The sequence below is a fragment of the Kitasatospora gansuensis genome (genome assembly GCF_014203705.1).
Lineage (GTDB): Bacteria > Actinomycetota > Actinomycetes > Streptomycetales > Streptomycetaceae > Kitasatospora > Kitasatospora gansuensis.
Window position 1 is genome coordinate 6,509,195 of the sequence record NZ_JACHJR010000001.1, and the last position, 15,259, is coordinate 6,524,453.

Annotated in this window: 14 protein-coding genes; 5 read left to right on the plus strand and 9 right to left on the minus strand. The window is 72.2% G+C overall.

What is annotated here, in order from left to right:
- Nucleotides 1–20: 20 nt before the first annotated feature.
- Both F4556_RS29380 and aroA read left to right on the plus strand, forming a co-directional pair.
- Nucleotides 21–797, plus strand: a complete 777-nt coding sequence (locus F4556_RS29380) for a hypothetical protein (protein ID WP_184921388.1) — start codon at nucleotides 21–23, stop codon at nucleotides 795–797.
- A gap of 192 nt (nucleotides 798–989) precedes the next feature.
- Nucleotides 990–2,228, plus strand: a complete 1,239-nt coding sequence (gene aroA / locus F4556_RS29385; protein WP_184921390.1) for a 3-phosphoshikimate 1-carboxyvinyltransferase — start codon at nucleotides 990–992, stop codon at nucleotides 2,226–2,228.
- A gap of 50 nt (nucleotides 2,229–2,278) precedes the next feature.
- Here aroA and F4556_RS29390 read toward each other — a convergent pair whose 3' ends face one another.
- From F4556_RS29390 to F4556_RS29430, 9 genes are all read right to left on the minus strand, one after another.
- Nucleotides 2,279–2,926, minus strand: coding sequence for a Pr6Pr family membrane protein (locus tag F4556_RS29390; RefSeq protein ID WP_184921392.1), 648 nt, complete (start codon nucleotides 2,924–2,926; stop codon nucleotides 2,279–2,281).
- Nucleotides 2,927–3,031: 105 nt separating this feature from the next.
- Nucleotides 3,032–3,676 carry a response regulator transcription factor gene (locus tag F4556_RS29395; RefSeq protein ID WP_184921394.1) on the minus strand — a complete coding sequence of 215 codons (645 nt, stop codon included), beginning with the start codon at nucleotides 3,674–3,676 and terminating at the stop codon, nucleotides 3,032–3,034.
- Entirely contained in the window at nucleotides 3,673–4,887 is a 1,215-nt protein-coding gene (locus F4556_RS29400) for a sensor histidine kinase (protein WP_184921396.1), read from the minus strand. Before F4556_RS29400 ends, F4556_RS29395 begins: the two co-directional genes overlap by 4 nt.
- Nucleotides 4,884–5,867 (minus strand): hypothetical protein, encoded by a 984-nt coding sequence (locus F4556_RS29405; protein ID WP_184921398.1) that lies wholly within the window; start codon nucleotides 5,865–5,867, stop codon nucleotides 4,884–4,886. Before F4556_RS29405 ends, F4556_RS29400 begins: the two co-directional genes overlap by 4 nt.
- 242 nt (nucleotides 5,868–6,109) lie before the next feature.
- On the minus strand, nucleotides 6,110–7,486 hold the full coding sequence (locus F4556_RS29410) for an FAD-dependent oxidoreductase (RefSeq protein ID WP_184921399.1): 1,377 nt from the start codon (nucleotides 7,484–7,486) through the stop codon (nucleotides 6,110–6,112).
- Between the two features lie 135 nt (nucleotides 7,487–7,621).
- Complete coding sequence (locus tag F4556_RS29415) at nucleotides 7,622–8,932, minus strand: cysteine desulfurase (RefSeq protein ID WP_184921401.1); 1,311 nt, start codon at nucleotides 8,930–8,932, stop codon at nucleotides 7,622–7,624.
- Nucleotides 8,919–10,313 (minus strand): family 2B encapsulin nanocompartment shell protein, encoded by a 1,395-nt coding sequence (locus tag F4556_RS29420; protein ID WP_184921403.1) that lies wholly within the window; start codon nucleotides 10,311–10,313, stop codon nucleotides 8,919–8,921. The genes F4556_RS29415 and F4556_RS29420 overlap by 14 nt, the downstream gene beginning before the upstream one ends.
- A 214-nt stretch (nucleotides 10,314–10,527) precedes the next feature.
- Nucleotides 10,528–11,232, minus strand: coding sequence for a hypothetical protein (locus F4556_RS29425; protein ID WP_184921405.1), 705 nt, complete (start codon nucleotides 11,230–11,232; stop codon nucleotides 10,528–10,530).
- A gap of 90 nt (nucleotides 11,233–11,322) precedes the next feature.
- A complete protein-coding gene (locus tag F4556_RS29430; RefSeq protein WP_184921407.1) occupies nucleotides 11,323–11,586 on the minus strand; it encodes a DUF1876 domain-containing protein in 264 nt (87 codons plus the stop codon).
- Between the two features lie 174 nt (nucleotides 11,587–11,760).
- Here F4556_RS29430 and F4556_RS29435 point away from each other — a divergent pair, with 174 nt between their 5' ends.
- Genes F4556_RS29435 through F4556_RS29445 form a run of 3 tightly spaced genes read left to right on the plus strand, consistent with a single transcriptional unit; the run spans nucleotide 11,761 to nucleotide 15,254 of the window.
- Entirely contained in the window at nucleotides 11,761–12,873 is a 1,113-nt protein-coding gene (locus tag F4556_RS29435) for a CaiB/BaiF CoA transferase family protein (protein WP_184925355.1), read from the plus strand.
- Between the two features lie 12 nt (nucleotides 12,874–12,885).
- Nucleotides 12,886–14,028 carry an acyl-CoA dehydrogenase family protein gene (locus tag F4556_RS29440; RefSeq protein WP_184921410.1) on the plus strand — a complete coding sequence of 381 codons (1,143 nt, stop codon included), beginning with the start codon at nucleotides 12,886–12,888 and terminating at the stop codon, nucleotides 14,026–14,028.
- An 11-nt stretch (nucleotides 14,029–14,039) separates the two neighbouring features.
- A complete protein-coding gene (locus F4556_RS29445) occupies nucleotides 14,040–15,254 on the plus strand; it encodes an acetyl-CoA C-acetyltransferase (protein ID WP_184921412.1) in 1,215 nt (404 codons plus the stop codon).
- Nucleotides 15,255–15,259: the final 5 nt, after the last annotated feature.

Below are 15,259 nucleotides of genomic sequence, written 5' to 3' on the forward strand. Positions count from 1 at the left end.
CAGAGAGACGATGCAGCCCGATGCCAACCGATCGCTCCGACCAGGACTTCGAGAACGACTTCGCCCAGGTGCTGAACCGCGTGGGCAGCGAGTACACGACCAGGGAGCACGCCCTGGTCGACTCCGCCTGGGGGCGCGGACGCCGTCTGCGCCGTCGCCGGGCCGCAGGGCTGGCCGCGGGGGTGACCGCTGTGGTGCTCGCCGGTACGACGGCGGGTGCGCTCGCCATCGGCTCCGACCGGCCCGTCGCCGGGCGGGCGATGGGCCCGGCGAGCTCGGCCTCGGCCACCGTGCTGACGGGGCAGCAGTTCCTCGGCATGCTGACCGAGCTGCTGCCAGCCGGGAGAATGACGGTCGACGAGGCCAGAGGCTCGGAGAGCGACACACCGCAGCTCCGGGTGGTCGTCGACGAGGGCGGCGGCGCGGCCCAGCTGCTGTTCTGGGTCATGGAAAGCACCCCGGGTTCGAGCGCCCGGGGGTGCGAGGGCATCCCAGCAGGCGACGCGTGCACCGCCACCGAGCTGGCCGACGGCTCCTCCCTGGTGATCTACCAGGCAGGTACCAGGGACAACGAACCGGCCGGTTCGAAGGCCTGGTCCGCCACCCTGCGCAAGAGCGGACGGACCATCATGCTCCAGGAGTGGAACCGCGAACCACTCGCCCGGGACACCCCGGTCACCCGGGTCGACCCCCCGCTCTCCCCGGCCCGGCTCGGCGAGATCGTCACCGACCCCCGCTGGGACACCGTGTCTCTCGCCTCCTCCGGCCCGGCCGCGGCGCTGCACCGTAGCGGGTGATCGACCCCGCCCCAGCCACCGTCGTCCCACACGCGATCGGTACGGGAGGTGCGGCCGGGCCAGTGAGTTTCCTGGTCGGCGGTGTGCCGAGCTGACGGACTGTGGTCCGAGTCGTGGAACGGCCGCCGGTGCTCGGGGGGTGGCGGGGGAGGATGGGGGAGACCCCGAGATGAGCCCGGCGTGGAGGACCCTGTGACGGTTGTCGAGATTCCTGGATCGAAGTCGGTGACGGCGCGTGCGCTGTTCCTGGCCGCTGCGGCGGAGGGGACCACCAGACTCCGCAGGCCGCTGCACTCGGACGACACCGAGGGCTTCGCCGAGGGGCTGGCCAAGCTCGGGTACGCGGTGGCGGCCGAGGGCCAGGACTGGGTGATCGAGGGACGGCCGCAGGGACCGGCCAACGACGCCGACGTGTACTGCCGGGACGGGGCGACCACGGCGCGGTTCCTGCCGGCGCTGGCGGCGGCGGGTCACGGGGAGTTCCGGTTCGACGCCTCGGCGCAGATGCGGCGGCGGCCGGTCGGCCCGCTGACCGGGGCGCTGCGCGAGCTCGGCGTCGAGCTGGTGCACGAGGAGCAGGAGGGCCACCACCCGCTGCGGATCAGCGCGAAGGGGGTCCGGGGCGGTGAGCTGACGCTCGACGCGGGGCTGTCCTCGCAGTACCTGACGGCGCTGCTGCTGCTCGGCCCGCTGACCCAGCGGGGGCTGCGGATCACCGTGACCGACCTGGTCTCGGTGCCGTACGTCGAGATCACGCTGGCGATGATGCGCAGCTTCGGGGTGGAGGCGCGGCGCGAGGGCAAGGTCTTCGTGGTGCCGCCGGGCGGCTACACGGCGGTCGAGTACCCGGTCGAGCCGGATGCCTCGACGGCCAGCTACGTGTTCGCGGCGGCCGCCCTGACGGGCCGTGAGGTGACCGTCCCCGGCCTCGGGGCCGGTGCGCTCCAGGGTGACCTGCGCTTCGTGGACGTGCTGGAGCGGATGGGCGCGACGGTGCGGATCGGTGCGGACGCGGTCACCGTCACCGGCGCCGAGGGCGGCCGGCTGCGCGGGCTGACGGTGAACATGCGGGACATCTCCGACACCATGCCCACGCTCGCCGCGATCGCGCCGTTCGCCGACGGCCCGGTGCGGATCGAGGACGTCTACAACACCCGGGTCAAGGAGTGCGACCGCTTGGAGGCCTGCGCGGAGAACCTGCGCCGCCAGGGCATCACGGTGGAGACCGGCCGGGACTGGATCGAGATCCAGCCGGGCACCCCGCGGGCGGCGGAGATCGCCACCCACGGGGACCACCGGATGGTGATGTCGTTCGCGGTCGCGGGCCTGCGCACCCCGGGCACCACCTTCGACGACCCGGGCTGCGTGCGGAAGACCTTCCCGGCGTTCCACCAGGAGTTCGCGAAGCTGCGCGAGACCTGGGGCGTCTGACCCGGGGTCTGACCCGGGGTCTGACCCGGGGTCTGACCCGGCGTCAGGCCCTACGCCTCGACCGGCCGGAGCTTGCGCGAGACCTTCGTGCCGAGCCGGTCGAGGCCGACCACCAGTGCGGCCAGCGCGACGAACTCGACGGTCAGCTGGACCACCTGGAGCGACACCCAGCCGTAGCCCTTCTCGGACGGGTCGAGGAAGAAGTACGGGTACTTGTTGGGGAAGTCCGGGAAGACCGCGGCCCGGGTCAGCGTCACGGCCGCGTAGCCGAGCGGGAAGGTCAGCCAGAGCGGCAGGTCCTTCCAGCGCGAGGCGTTGCGCGGCTTGAGGCAGAGCCAGTCCGTGAGCACCAGCAGCGGCGTGACGTAGTGCAGGAAGAAGCTCGACCACTCCTGCCGCAGGTCGGCGCCGTCGACCAGGCCGGGCAGCGGGTTGACGCCCTTGTTCAGCAGGATGTGCGCGACCAGGCCGGTGATCGTGATGTACAGCGTCGCGGCGCCGCGCAGCCGGGGCGCGGGGGCGTCCACGGTGTTCCGCTTGACCATCCAGTAGACGGCGCCGATGTAGTAGCCGAGCACGATGACGTTGCTCTCGACCGTGAAGTACACCAGCGAGCCGGTACTGAGGATCAGTCCGAGCCCGGCCGAGATCACCACGGCCAGGCGCCACCAGAGCGCCGGACGGGTCCAGACCGACATGCGTTCACCAGTTCTTGTCGTACGGTTCGCCCCCCAGGGGCCCGGTCGCCGCACTCTACCCGTGGGTAGCCGGGGTGCGGAAGGAGATCCCCGGCAGGAGATCCGTCAGCCCGGCTGGACGAAGCCGGACTCGTACGCGGTGATCACCGCCTGGGTGCGGTCCCGGGCGCCGAGCTTGGCCAGCACGCTGCCGACGTGCGTCTTCACGGTCTCGGGGCTGACCACCAGCCGCTCGGCGATCTCGCCGTTGGTCAGCCCGGCGGCCATCAGCCGGAGCACCTGGCCCTCCCGTTCGGTGAGCCGGTCGGTCGGCGAGGGGCCGGTGGCGGGCGCCCGCCGTCCGGCGGCCAGCTGCCGGATGGCGTTCGGGAAGAGCAGCGAGTCGCCGTGCGCGACCAGCCGGACGGCCTGCACCATCTCCTCCGCCCGGGCCCGCTTGAGCAGGAAGCCGGCCGCCCCGGCGCGCAGCGCCTCGTACACGTAGTCGTCGTTCTCGAAGGTGGTCACCACCAGCACCCGGGGCGCCGGGTCGAGGTCGGCCATCAGCTGTTCGGTGGCCCGGATGCCGTCGATCTGCGGCATCCGGACGTCCATCAGCACCACGTCGGGCCGCAGCTCGCGCACCACCGGGATCACCTCGGCGCCGGTGGCCGCCTCACCCACCACGGTCAGGTCGGGTTCGGCGTCCAGGATGGCCCGCAGGCCCAGCCGGACCAGCCGCTCGTCGTCGGCGATCACCACACGGATCATGACTGTTGCTCCCCCTCGATCGGCAGCCGGGCGGCCAGTCGCCACCGGCCGTCCCCGGTCGGTCCGGCCTGGCACTCGCCGTTCAGCACGGCGGCCCGCTCGGCCATCCCGCGCAGGCCCCGGCCACCGCCGGGACGGCTCGGCCGGTCGGCACCGACCGGGTTGCTCAACTCCAACTCCAGTACTCCACCGGTCAGTTCGAGCCGGAGTGCGGCGGGCACCTGCCCGGCGTGCCGGAGCACGTTGGTCAGACCCTCCTGGACGATCCGGTACGCGGCCCGGGAGACCTCGCCGGGCAGCGCGGTCAGGCCCGGGCCCGACCGGGTCTCGACCGGCACCCCGGCCAGCTCCAACTGACGGAGCAGGGTGTCCAGTTCAGCCAGGGTCGGGCCGGTGGCCGGGTCGGCGGGCTGGTCCTCGCGGAGCAGGCCGAGCACGGTGTCCAGTTCGGCGACGGCGATCCTGGCGGTCTCCTCGATCGCCGCCAGCGCCTCCGCGACGAACTCCGGGCTGCTCGCCAGCACCCGCCCGGCGGCTGCCGCCTGGATGCCGACCGCGCTCAGCGCGTGCCCGACCGAGTCGTGCAACTCCCGTGCCAGCCGGTTGCGTTGGGCCAGTTCGAGGGACCTGCGCTCGGCAGCCGCCAGCTTCTCGGCCGGGGTCGGGCCGAGCAGGGCAGGGGCGGTCCTGGCCAGCCAGGCCCCGGCGGCGGCGTTGCCGAGCACGGGCAGCACGGCCAAGCCGAGCGCGAGCAGCGGCAGCGGTATCCGGGCGCCGCCGAACCAGAGGTCGAGCAGCCTTTCGGAGGGGAAGAACAGCACAGTCACCACCGCGGGCGGCACCGACAGCGACACGCCGGCCACGATCCCGCCGAGCAGCAGGTGCTGGACGTACCAGGCGGCGGTGCGCCGCCGGGCGGCCCAGCTCTGCGACGGGGTGGTCGCCAACTCCGTTGCCCCGCCGAGGCCGAGCGCCCGGGCGGCGGTGCTCTCCAGCACCCGCACCATCGGGACCAGCGCGGTGACGGCGGCCATCGGCAGCGCCAGCGCCAGCGCGGCGAACTGCAGCAGCACGTTCTCCTGCGGACTGCGATCCCCGGTCTGCGAGGACAGCAGGACCAGCGAGAGCATCCAGTACGGCATCAACAGCGCCCCGCCGAGCACCAGGTGGACCCAGCGCAGGGCCGCTCTGCGCCCGATCAGTGCACTCATCCGGCTGACTCTACGTCAGCCCGGACGGATGCGTGTTCGAGCAGTGCGACCGCGCCGACCACCAGCAGCAACAGGCCCGCGCCGGCCTGCCCGACGCTCACCAGCGAGGCGGCCGGCGGGACGGCGTCCGCCGCGCTCGGCAGCTCGGTCCGCAGGCCGTCCGCGAACAACGTCCAGGCGCCCCAGGCGAACACCGAGCCGGCCGCCAGCCAGGCGGTCAGCAGGGTGGGCCTGAGCGGCCGGTCGGGGCCGAGCCGGAAGGCCAGCCGGAGGAAGGCCGCGCCGGCCGCGAGCAGCAGTACGGCGGTGACGCCCGCGATGATCCGCTGCGGCCGCTGCGGCCCGTCCGCGAAGGAGAGCGGCAGGCCGGAGTCGCCGCCCAGCGCCCAGTACAGCTTGGCGGCCGCGACCGGCAGCGCGAGTCCGGCTGCCACGCAGCTCAGCACCTGCTGGAGCCGGAGGGTGGCGGTGCGCGGCAGATCGCCGATCCGGCTGCCGAGCAGGACGGCCCAGCGCTCCCGGGCGTGCAGCACGAAACCGGCGATCAGGGCCAGCCCCTGGAGCACGAAGCCGCCGTAGACCAGCACGAACACCCAGGGGTCCAGCCACCCCTGCTGGGCGGCCGGGGGCTCGTCGCCGAGCACCAGCTGCGCGCCGAAGATCAGCGGCAGCTCGAGCACGATGCTGCCGAGCAGTCCGGTGGCCACCCACATCGGGAAGACCAGCAGTCCGACCGGCACCCGTCGGCCCCAGGGGCGGACGAAGGCGAGCGCGAGCAGCAGGGCGACGGCGTCCATCCCGAAGGTGACCAGGTTGGCCACCCAGAGCGCGTCGGCGTCGATCGAGAGGTCGGCCTCGCCGGTGAAGCCGACCGTACTGCCACACAGCCAGAGCAGTTTGAGGGTCAGATAGGGCAGCGTCGCCACGACGGCGACGGCGCACAGGCCACGGCGAAGGGCGCCGGAAGAGGTGAGGTCCATGCCTCGACCCTCTCGCCCGGCGCCCCTGTCCCACGTCCACCGTGGTCACGAACCCACTCCCCCTGGCGGGGGAAATTGGGGCCTGTCTGACCATTCCCGCCGGGGCCGGCCGGCCCGCCCGGCACGCACGCCGCACGGCCGAAACGCCCAAGTAGCTCCGCTACGAGGGCGTCCCGGCCGCACGCCGAGCGCACGCACCGAACGACCCGGCCTGATCCGACGCGAATGATCAGACAGACCCCCTACTCCTGAGGGAGCGTCACCCCGCTGGCGCGGAGCATCTCGGCGCGCTCGACCACCTTGACCCGCTCGCGGTCCTGCGGCTCGCCGAGCGCCCGCTCGTACGCGTCCAGCAGCTTCCAGCCGGGCCAGGTGGTGTAGTTGACGCCGGTCCCGTCCAGGAAGGAGACGATCGCGTCCTGCTCCGGGGCCTCCGGGGCGCGCAGCGCGTCGTTCCGGAAGTCCTCGATCAGGCAGGCCACGGTCTCGTTGGCGTCGCCCTTGGTGTGGCCGATCAGGCCGACCGGGCCGCGCTTGATCCAGCCGGTGACGTAGGTGGAGGGCAGGTGCTGCCCGCCCTCGATCACCCGGCCCGCCTGGTGCGGGACGGTGCCCGAGAGGGTGTCGAACGGCAGCTTGGGCAGCTCCTGGGAGAGGTAGCCGACCGCGCGGTAGACCGACTGGATGTCCCAGTCCTGGTAGTTGCCGGTGCCCTTGACGTTGCCGGTGCCGTCCAGCTCGGTGCGCTCGGTGCGCAGGCCGACCACCCGGCCGTCCTCGCCGAGCACCTCGACCGGCGACTCGAAGAAGTGCAGGAACAGCTTGTGCGGGCGGTCGCCGATGTCGCGGATCGCCCAGTTCTCCAGGGTGGAGGCGACCATGTCGGCCTGCTTGTTGCCCCGGCGGGTGGCGATGCTGCCGTCGTCGTAGTCGATGTCCTCGGGGTTGACGATCACCTCGATGGTGGGGGAGTGGTCGAGCTCGCGCAGCTCCATCGGGCTGAACTTCGCCTGCGCCGGGCCGCGGCGGCCGAAGACGTGGATCTCCACCGCCTTGTTGGCGGCCAGACCGGCGTGGACGTTCGGCGGGATCTCGGTGGGCAGCAGCTCGTCGGCGGTCTTGGCCAGGATCCGCGCCACGTCGAGGGCGACGTTGCCGACGCCGAGCACGGCGACCTTCTCGGCCTCCAAGGGCCAGGTCCGCGGGACGTCCGGGTGGCCGTCGTACCAGGAGACGAAGTCGGCCGCGCCGTAGGAGCCGTCCAGCTCGATGCCGGGGATGTCCAGCGCGCGGTCGGCGTCGGCGCCGGTGGAGAAGACCACGGCGTCGTAGAACCGGTGCAGGTCGTCCAGGGTGAGGTCGGTGCCGTAGTCGACGTTGCCGAACAGGCGGATCTGCGGCTTGTCGAGCACCTGGTTCAGCGCGGTCACGATGCCCTTGATCCGGGGGTGGTCGGGGGCGACGCCGTACCGGATCAGACCGAAGGGGGCAGGCATCCGCTCGAACAGGTCGATCGAGACCCCGGGTTCGGTGGCGACCTCGGACTTCAGCAGCGCGTCGGCGGCGTAGATGCCGGCGGGACCGGCTCCGACTATGGCCACTCGGATGGGGCGAGGCATGCGGTGCATCCTTCGGCTGGGCAGCGGTTATCCGCCAGGGTGACTGGCGGCTCCCGGTTAGGCTACCCTTTCCGAGCTTATGACCCCATAGGGATGATCTATGCCTGGCCGGGAACCGCTCAGCCACCACGGGGCTCAAGACCGGACGGCCGCCACCAGCGCGTCCACCTCCTGCACCGTGTTGTACAGCGCCAGCGAGGCTCGCACCGCCGCCGCCACCCCGAACGACCGCAGGGCGGGCTGCGCGCAGTGGTGCCCGGCCCGGACGGCGATGCCCTGCAGGTCGAGGGAGCGGGCCAGTTCGGCCGGGTCCGTCCCGGCCAGCAGGAAGGTCAGCACCCCGATCTTCCCCGGCGCGGTGCCGATCAGCCTGATCCCTGGGACGCCCGCGAGCGCGGACATCGCGTACGCGGTGAGCTGCTCCTCGTGGCGCGCGGCGGCCTGCCGGTCCAGCCCGGCCAGGAAGTCCAGCGCCGCGCGCAGCCCGGCCACCCCGGCGATGTGGCCGGTCCCCGCCTCCAGCCGGTGCGGCACCGGCGCGTAGGTGTTCCCCTCGAACCGGACCGACTCGATCATGTTGCCGCCGCCCTGCCACGGCGGCATCGCCTCCAGCAGCTCGCGCTTGCCGTAGAGCACGCCGATCCCGGTGGGGGCGAAGATCTTGTGCCCGGAGAACACGTAGAAGTCGGCGTCCAGCGCGCTGACGTCCACCGGGAAGTGGCTCACCGCCTGCGCGCCGTCCACCAGCACCCGGGCCCCGTACCGGTGCGCCAGCGCGGTCATCTCCGCCACCGGCGGGACGGTGCCCAGCACGTTGGCGGCGTGGGTCAGCGCCACCAGCCTGGTACGGGAGCCCAGCAGGTCCCGGTACGCGTCCCGGTCCAGCTGCCCGTCGGGGAGCAGCGGGATCGGGCGGACCCGGGCCCGGCGCTCCGCCGCGATCAGCTGCCAGGGCACCAGGTTGGAGTGGTGCTCGGCCGCCGAGACCAGGATCTCGTCGCCCAGGCCGAGGTTGGCCCGCCCCCAGCTCTGCGCCACCAGGTTGACCCCCTCGGTGGCGCCCCGGACGAAGACGATCTGCTCGGGACCGGGCGCCCCGAGCAGCCGGGCCGCGGCCGCCCGGCCACCCTCGTACTGCTCGGTGGCCTGCCGGGCCAGGGCGTGCGCGCCCCGGTGCACGTTGGAGCTGCCCGAGGTGTAGTGCTCGGCGACCGCCTCGGCCACCTGCCGGGGCTTGAGCGTGGTGGCCGCGTTGTCCAGCCAGATCAGCGGACGGCCGTTCACCTCCCGGTGCAGCTGCGGGAATTCGCGTCGGACGGCCTCGACGTCGAACCCGGTGGGCGGCGGTGCCGGGATCGGCGGCCGGGGCGGTTCGGCGAGCCAGTACCGCTGCCCGGCCACCGCGTGGCCGAGCGCGGCGGGCGGCCTGAGGTCAGGAGTAGTCATGGAACTTCGACACCTCGACGTTCTGCAGCACCGCGACGGCGTCCTCCACCAGCGCGGCGGCCGAGAAGTAACTGGTCACCAGGTACGAGGTGATGGCCTTCAGGTCGACGCCCATCGGACGCACCGACAGGCCCGGCTCCACCTCGTCCGGCACCTTGGACGGCCGCAGCCCGACCACGCCCTGCTCCGCCTCGCCGACCCGCATCAGCAGGATGTTGGTGGTCCCCGGGGCGGACTGGCCGGAGCCCTTCAGGTCGAGCTTGTCCGAGGGCAGCAGCGGCACGCCCCGCCAGCTCATGAACGGGCTGCCGAACAGCTCCATGACCACCGGCGGCACGCCGCGCCGGGTGCACTCCCGGCCGAACGCCGCGATCGCCTTCGGGTGGGCCAGGAAGAAGGCGGGCTGCTTCCAGACCCGGGTGAGCAGCTCGTCCAGGTCGTCCGGGGTCGGCGCGCCGCTCCTCGGGTGCACCCGCTGGCCGGGGGAGACGTTGTTGAGCAGCCCGAACTCCGGGTGGTTGAGCATCTCCCACTCCTGACGCTCGCGCAACGCCTCAGTGGTTAGCCGGAGTTGGGCCTGCACCTGGTCGATCGAGGAGTTGTAGATGTCCGAGACCCGGGTGTGCACCCTGAGCACCGTCTGCGCGATGCTCAGCTCGTACTCGCGCGGGGTGTCCTCGTAGTCGACGAAGGTCTGCGGCAGCTCCGGCTCGCCCGCGTGCCCGGCGGCCAGCCCGATCGGGCTCTCGCCGTCCGGCCGGGCCCGGCCCGGCTCGACGTAGCTGCGCAGCGCCGCCTGCAACGCGGGCTCCCGGGCGGCCAGTTCGGTCAGCAGTCGGCGCTCCAGCGAGAGCACGGTGCACGGCGTCGCGGCCCGTACCTGGTACGGCATCGGCTCCCCGCGCACCCAGGCGGCCGGGTCGAACACGTCGCCGTCACCCAGCATGTCCAGCACCGCTTCGTCGCCGTACTGCCCGACCGTCCGCTTCTCGGCCCGGCCGGACGCGAGGATCTGCAGCCGCTCGGCCGGTGCGCCCGCCTCCGCGACGACCGCCCCGGCCGGCACCTCCCGCTGCTCGAACCCGTCGGCCAGCGCGGCCAGCAGCGCGATGTCCAGCCCGCGCAGGAACGGCAGTTCGCACAGGTCCTCGGCGATCACCCGGACCACCCCGGCCTCGCCGTACGTGCTGATCAGCCCGTCCCCGAGGATGAACCCGCGCCGCCGGTTCACCCGGTAGACGCCGGCCTCCAGCTCCACCCACGGCAGCGCCCGGAGCAGGTAGCGCGGGGAGATGCCGAGCATCTGCGGCGCGGTCTTGGTGGTGGTGGCGAGCATCCTCGCCGTGGTCGTACTGAGGCTGTGCTGCGCGGTCTCGGGCATCGCGAAAATCCTCTGTCGGGGGACCTGAGCGGCTGTCAGGTCGGCGTCGGCAGATGCTTGATCATCAATCTGCGAGAGGAATTGTTGCGGGAGTGTGACCGCAGTTCGTAGCCGTTCTATTCGGTGCGGAAAGGATTCTTTCAACGGTGAGGGGCGGATCCTGGTAGCAAGATCCGTCCCTCGGGTGACCGGCTGCCGGCCGGTGTACGAACCGTCAGGTCGAGGTGCCGGTCACCTCGGGTCCGGCGGCGGCCGGCATCAGCAGCACCACGCAGGCCGCGAGCATCCAGAGCGCGAAGATCAGCGGGGTGAGCCAGGCGCCGAACGGACCGGCCAGGCACAGGATCGCCAGCACGAACGCGAACCAGCCGAGCCAGCCCGGCAGAGCGTGGCCGGTCTGCACCGCGCGCCAAAGGGCGAACAGCAGCACCGAGACGCCCACCATCGCCGCGATCGTGCTCGCGTAGGACATGTCCAGCAGCAGGATGGCGATGACCACCGTTCGCGGCTCGACCGGGAAGCCGTCCGCGTAGTTGGCACTGATCCCGAAGAGGTTGCCGATGGTGCCGGCCAGCATGATGAACACCATGAAGACCGTGCCGCCCGCCAGCATCAGGGTCGGCAGGCTCCCGCTCCGGCCCGCCCGTCGCTCGCCGTCGCGGACGATCCGGATCAGCGCCACCAGGAACCAGGCGAACAGCAGCGCCGAGGCCAGGTGCATGAGCGCCGACGCCTCGCCCAGGTGTCGGTTGCCGCTGTCGAGGTAATAACGGGTCAACTTCGGCACCGCGTCGATGCCGTCGTACTCCGGGGTCCGCCACAGAAGCAGTTGCCCGGCCACCAGGAACCCGGCCGACCCGATGCCGGCGACCGCAGCCCAGACGGTGCTGCGACGGGGAACCACGCTCGTCGATGCCATGATCGCGACCTTCCGGACGAAACGTCCCGAGCTATGAAATTTTACCACCGGGACCCAAGGGTGGCCGGGTCCCAGTGGTGATGGTGCGGGTCAGAAGATCAGATGGGCGGAGGTGTGGGTGCGGTCCTCGATTCCGGTGGCGGCCTTGTGGATCAGCTCGTGGGCCAGGTTGGAGCAGGCGCGCGCGGCGGCCAGTTCCTCGCCGACGGTGGAGTCGGGGGCGTCGTCCGGGTTGCGGCGGGCGATACCGAGACCCCGGACGCCAGGGGCACTGAAGCCGCTGAGCGATGCGGTACAGGTGGTGCGGGTGTCGTCCTCCTCGAAGGTGAGGTCGACGATCCAGTGGTTCTGCATGTCCGATCACCTCTCTCGGGTGGATCGTTCAGCCCCAGAATCCGCCTGCGCGGGGCCGATCGCAAGGCTGTGCCCGGCCCGCCGTCGCGACCCTTGTTACCGGCTGGTCACTTGTCTATCATCACGACTGTGACAGCCCCACTGTCAAACATGGGAGGACGGTCGGTGGCACAGATGACCAGCCCCGGGCCGCTGGCCGGGGTCAGGGTGGTGGAGCTCGCCGGGATCGGTCCCGGCCCGTTCGCCGCGATGCTGCTCGCCGACCTGGGCGCCGACGTGGTCCGGGTGGACCGGCCGGAGCCGGCCGTGCTCGGGCCCGACCCGGCGTACGACGTGACGAACCGGAACAAGCGCTCGGTGGTGGTCGACCTCAAGGCGCCCGAGGGGCCGGGCCAGGTGCTCGACCTGGTCGAGCGGGCCCATCTGTTGATCGAGGGCTACCGCCCCGGCGTGGCCGAACGCCTTGGCGTCGGTCCCGACGCCTGTCTGGCCCGCAATCCCGCCCTGGTCTACGGCCGGATGACCGGCTGGGGCCAGAGCGGCCCGCTCGCCCAGCGCGCCGGGCACGACCTCGGCTACGCGGCCACCGCCGGCGTGCTCGGCCTGGCCGGGGCGGCCGACGGGCCGCCCGCCTTCCCCGCCAACCTGCTCGGTGACTACGCCGGCGGCTCGCTCTACCTGGTGACCGGCCTGCTGGCCGCCCTGCGGCACGCCGAGCGGACCGGCGCCGGCCAGGTGGTGGACGCCGCGATCGTGGACGGCGCGGCCCACCTGACCACCATGCTCTGGGGCCTGCTGGCCGCCGGGCTCTGGCAGGACGGACGCGGCGTCAACCTGCTGGACGGCGGCGCCCCGTGCTACTCCGTCTACCAGGCGGCGGACGGCGGCTACCTGGCCGTGGGTGCCCTGGAGCCGCAGTTCTACGCCGAGTTCGCCCGGCTGCTGGAGCTCGGCCCGGACGCCCCCGGCCAGTACGACCAGGCCCGCTGGCCCGAACTCCGGGCCCTGATCGCGACCCGGTTCGCCACCCGGACCCAGGCCGAGTGGGCGGCCGTCTTCGAGGGCACCGACGCCTGCACCGCCCCGGTGCTGACGCTCACTCAGGCCGCCGGGCACGAACACCTGGTGGCGCGCGGCACGTACGTCACCGAAGGTGGTATCACCCAGCCCGCCCCCGCCCCGCGCTTCTCCGTCACCCCCGGCGCGCTGCGCCGCCCTCCGGCCCGGCCCGGCGGTCACACCGCCGAAGTGGCCCGGGACTGGGACGTCAAGAGTCTCTCCAGCTGAAGGCAGGAAACCGTGCAGCGTGAGATCTACACCGAGGAGCACGAGGCGTTCCGGGAGACCGTCCGCGCCTTCCTCGCCAAGGAGGTGCTCCCGCACCACGAACGCTGGGAGCAGGCCGGGATCGTCGACCGCTCGGCCTGGCTGGCGGCCGGCCGGCAGGGCCTGCTCGGCCTGGCCGTCCCGGAGGAGTACGGCGGCGGTGGCAGCGCCGACTTCCGCTACCCGGCCGTGCTGGCCGAGGAGTTCACCCGGGCCGGGGCCAGCGGTCTGGCGCTCGGCCTGCACAACGACATCATCGGCCCGTACCTGACCCAGCTGGCCACCGAGGAGCAGAAGCGGCGCTGGCTGCCCGGCTTCTGCTCCGGCGAGCTGATCACCGCGATCGCGATGACCGAGCCGGGCACCGGCTCCGACCTGCAGGGCATCGCCACCCGGGCCGAGGACCGGGGCGACCACTACCTGCTGAACGGCGCCAAGACCTTCATCTCCAACGGCATCCTGGCCGACCTGGTGATCGTGGTCGCCAAGACCACCGCCGAGGGCGGCGCGCACGGCCTCAGCCTGCTGGTGGTCGAGCGCGGCACGGACGGCTTCGAGCGCGGCCGCAACCTGGACAAGATCGGCCAGAAGGCCCAGGACACCGCCGAGTTGTTCTTCCAGGACGTCCGGGTGCCGAAGGCCAACCTGCTCGGCGAGGAGAACCAGGGCTTCCTGTACCTGATGCGCAACCTGGCCCAGGAGCGGCTGGGCATCGCGGTCTCGGCGATCGCCGGGGCCGAGTACCTGGTCGAGTTGACCACCGAGTACGTCAAGCAGCGCACCGCGTTCGGGAAGCCGCTGGCCAAGCTCCAGCACATCCGGTTCGAGATCGCCGAAATGGCCACCGAGTGCGCGGTCACCCGGACCTTCGTGGACCGCTGCATCACCGAGCACAACCGCTACGCGCTCACCCCTGTCGACGCCTCGATGGCCAAGTGGTGGGCCACCGAGCTGCAGAAGCGCACCGCCGACCGCTGCCTGCAACTGCACGGCGGCTACGGCTACATGACGGAGTACCCGGTCGCCAAGGCGTTCACCGACGGCCGGATCCAGACCATCTACGGCGGCACCACCGAGATCATGAAAGAGATCATCGGCCGCTCCCTGCTGACCTGAGAGGCACTCACGTGACCACCGAAGCGTACGTCTACGACGCTATCCGCACCCCACGCGGCCGGGGCAAGGCCAACGGCAGTCTGCACGGCACCAAGCCGATCGACCTGGTGGTCGGTCTGATCCACGAACTCCAGGCCCGCAACCCGGGGTTGGACCCGGCCGCGATCGACGACATCGTGCTCGGCGTGGTCAGCCCGATCGGCGACCAGGGCTCCGACATCGCCCGGATCGCCGCGATCGCGGCCGGGCTGCCGGACACCGTGGCCGGGGTGCAGGAGAACCGCTTCTGCGCCTCCGGCCTGGAGGCGGTCAACCTGGCCGCCGCCAAGGTCCGTTCGGGCTGGGAGGACCTGATCCTGGCCGGCGGCGTGGAGTCGATGAGCCGGGTCAAGATGGGTTCCGACGGCGGCGCCTGGTTCGCCGACCCGATGACCGCCTACGACACCCACTTCGTCCCGCAGGGCATCGGCGCCGACCTGATCGCCACCATCGAGGGCCTGTCCCGCACCGACGTGGACGCCTTCGCGGTCGAGTCCCAGGTCCGCGCCGCCAAGGCCCAGGCCGACGGTCTCTTCGACCGCTCGGTGGTACCGGTCAAGGACCGGAACGGACTTGTGGTGCTGGAGCGGGACGAGTTCATCCGCCCCGGCACCACGGTCGAGACGCTGGCCGGGCTCAAGCCCTCGTTCGCCGGCATCGGCGAGGCGGGCGGCTTCGACGCCGTCGCGCTGCAGAAGTACCACTGGGTCGAGTCGATCGACCACGTGCACCACGCGGGCAACTCCTCCGGCATCGTGGACGGCGCCGCCCTGGTGGCGATCGGCTCCCGGGAGATCGGCGAGCGGTACGGGCTGCGCCCGCGGGCCCGGATCGTCTCGGCCGCGGTCTCCGGCTCCGAGCCCACCATCATGCTCACCGGCCCGGCCCCCGCCACCCGCAAGGCGCTCGCCAAGGCCGGGCTGACCGCCGCCGACATCGACCTGGTCGAGATCAACGAGGCGTTCGCCGCCGTCGCGCTCCGCTTCATCCGCGAACTCGGCTTCCGGCACGACCAGGTGAACGTCAACGGAGGCGCGATCGCGCTCGGCCACCCGCTCGGCGCCACCGGCGCGATGCTGCTCGGCACCATCGTCGACGAGCTGGAGCGGCGCGACCTGCGCTACGGCCTGATCACCCTGTGCGTGGGCGGCGGCATGGGCGTCGCCACCATCGTCGAGCGCATCTGACCACC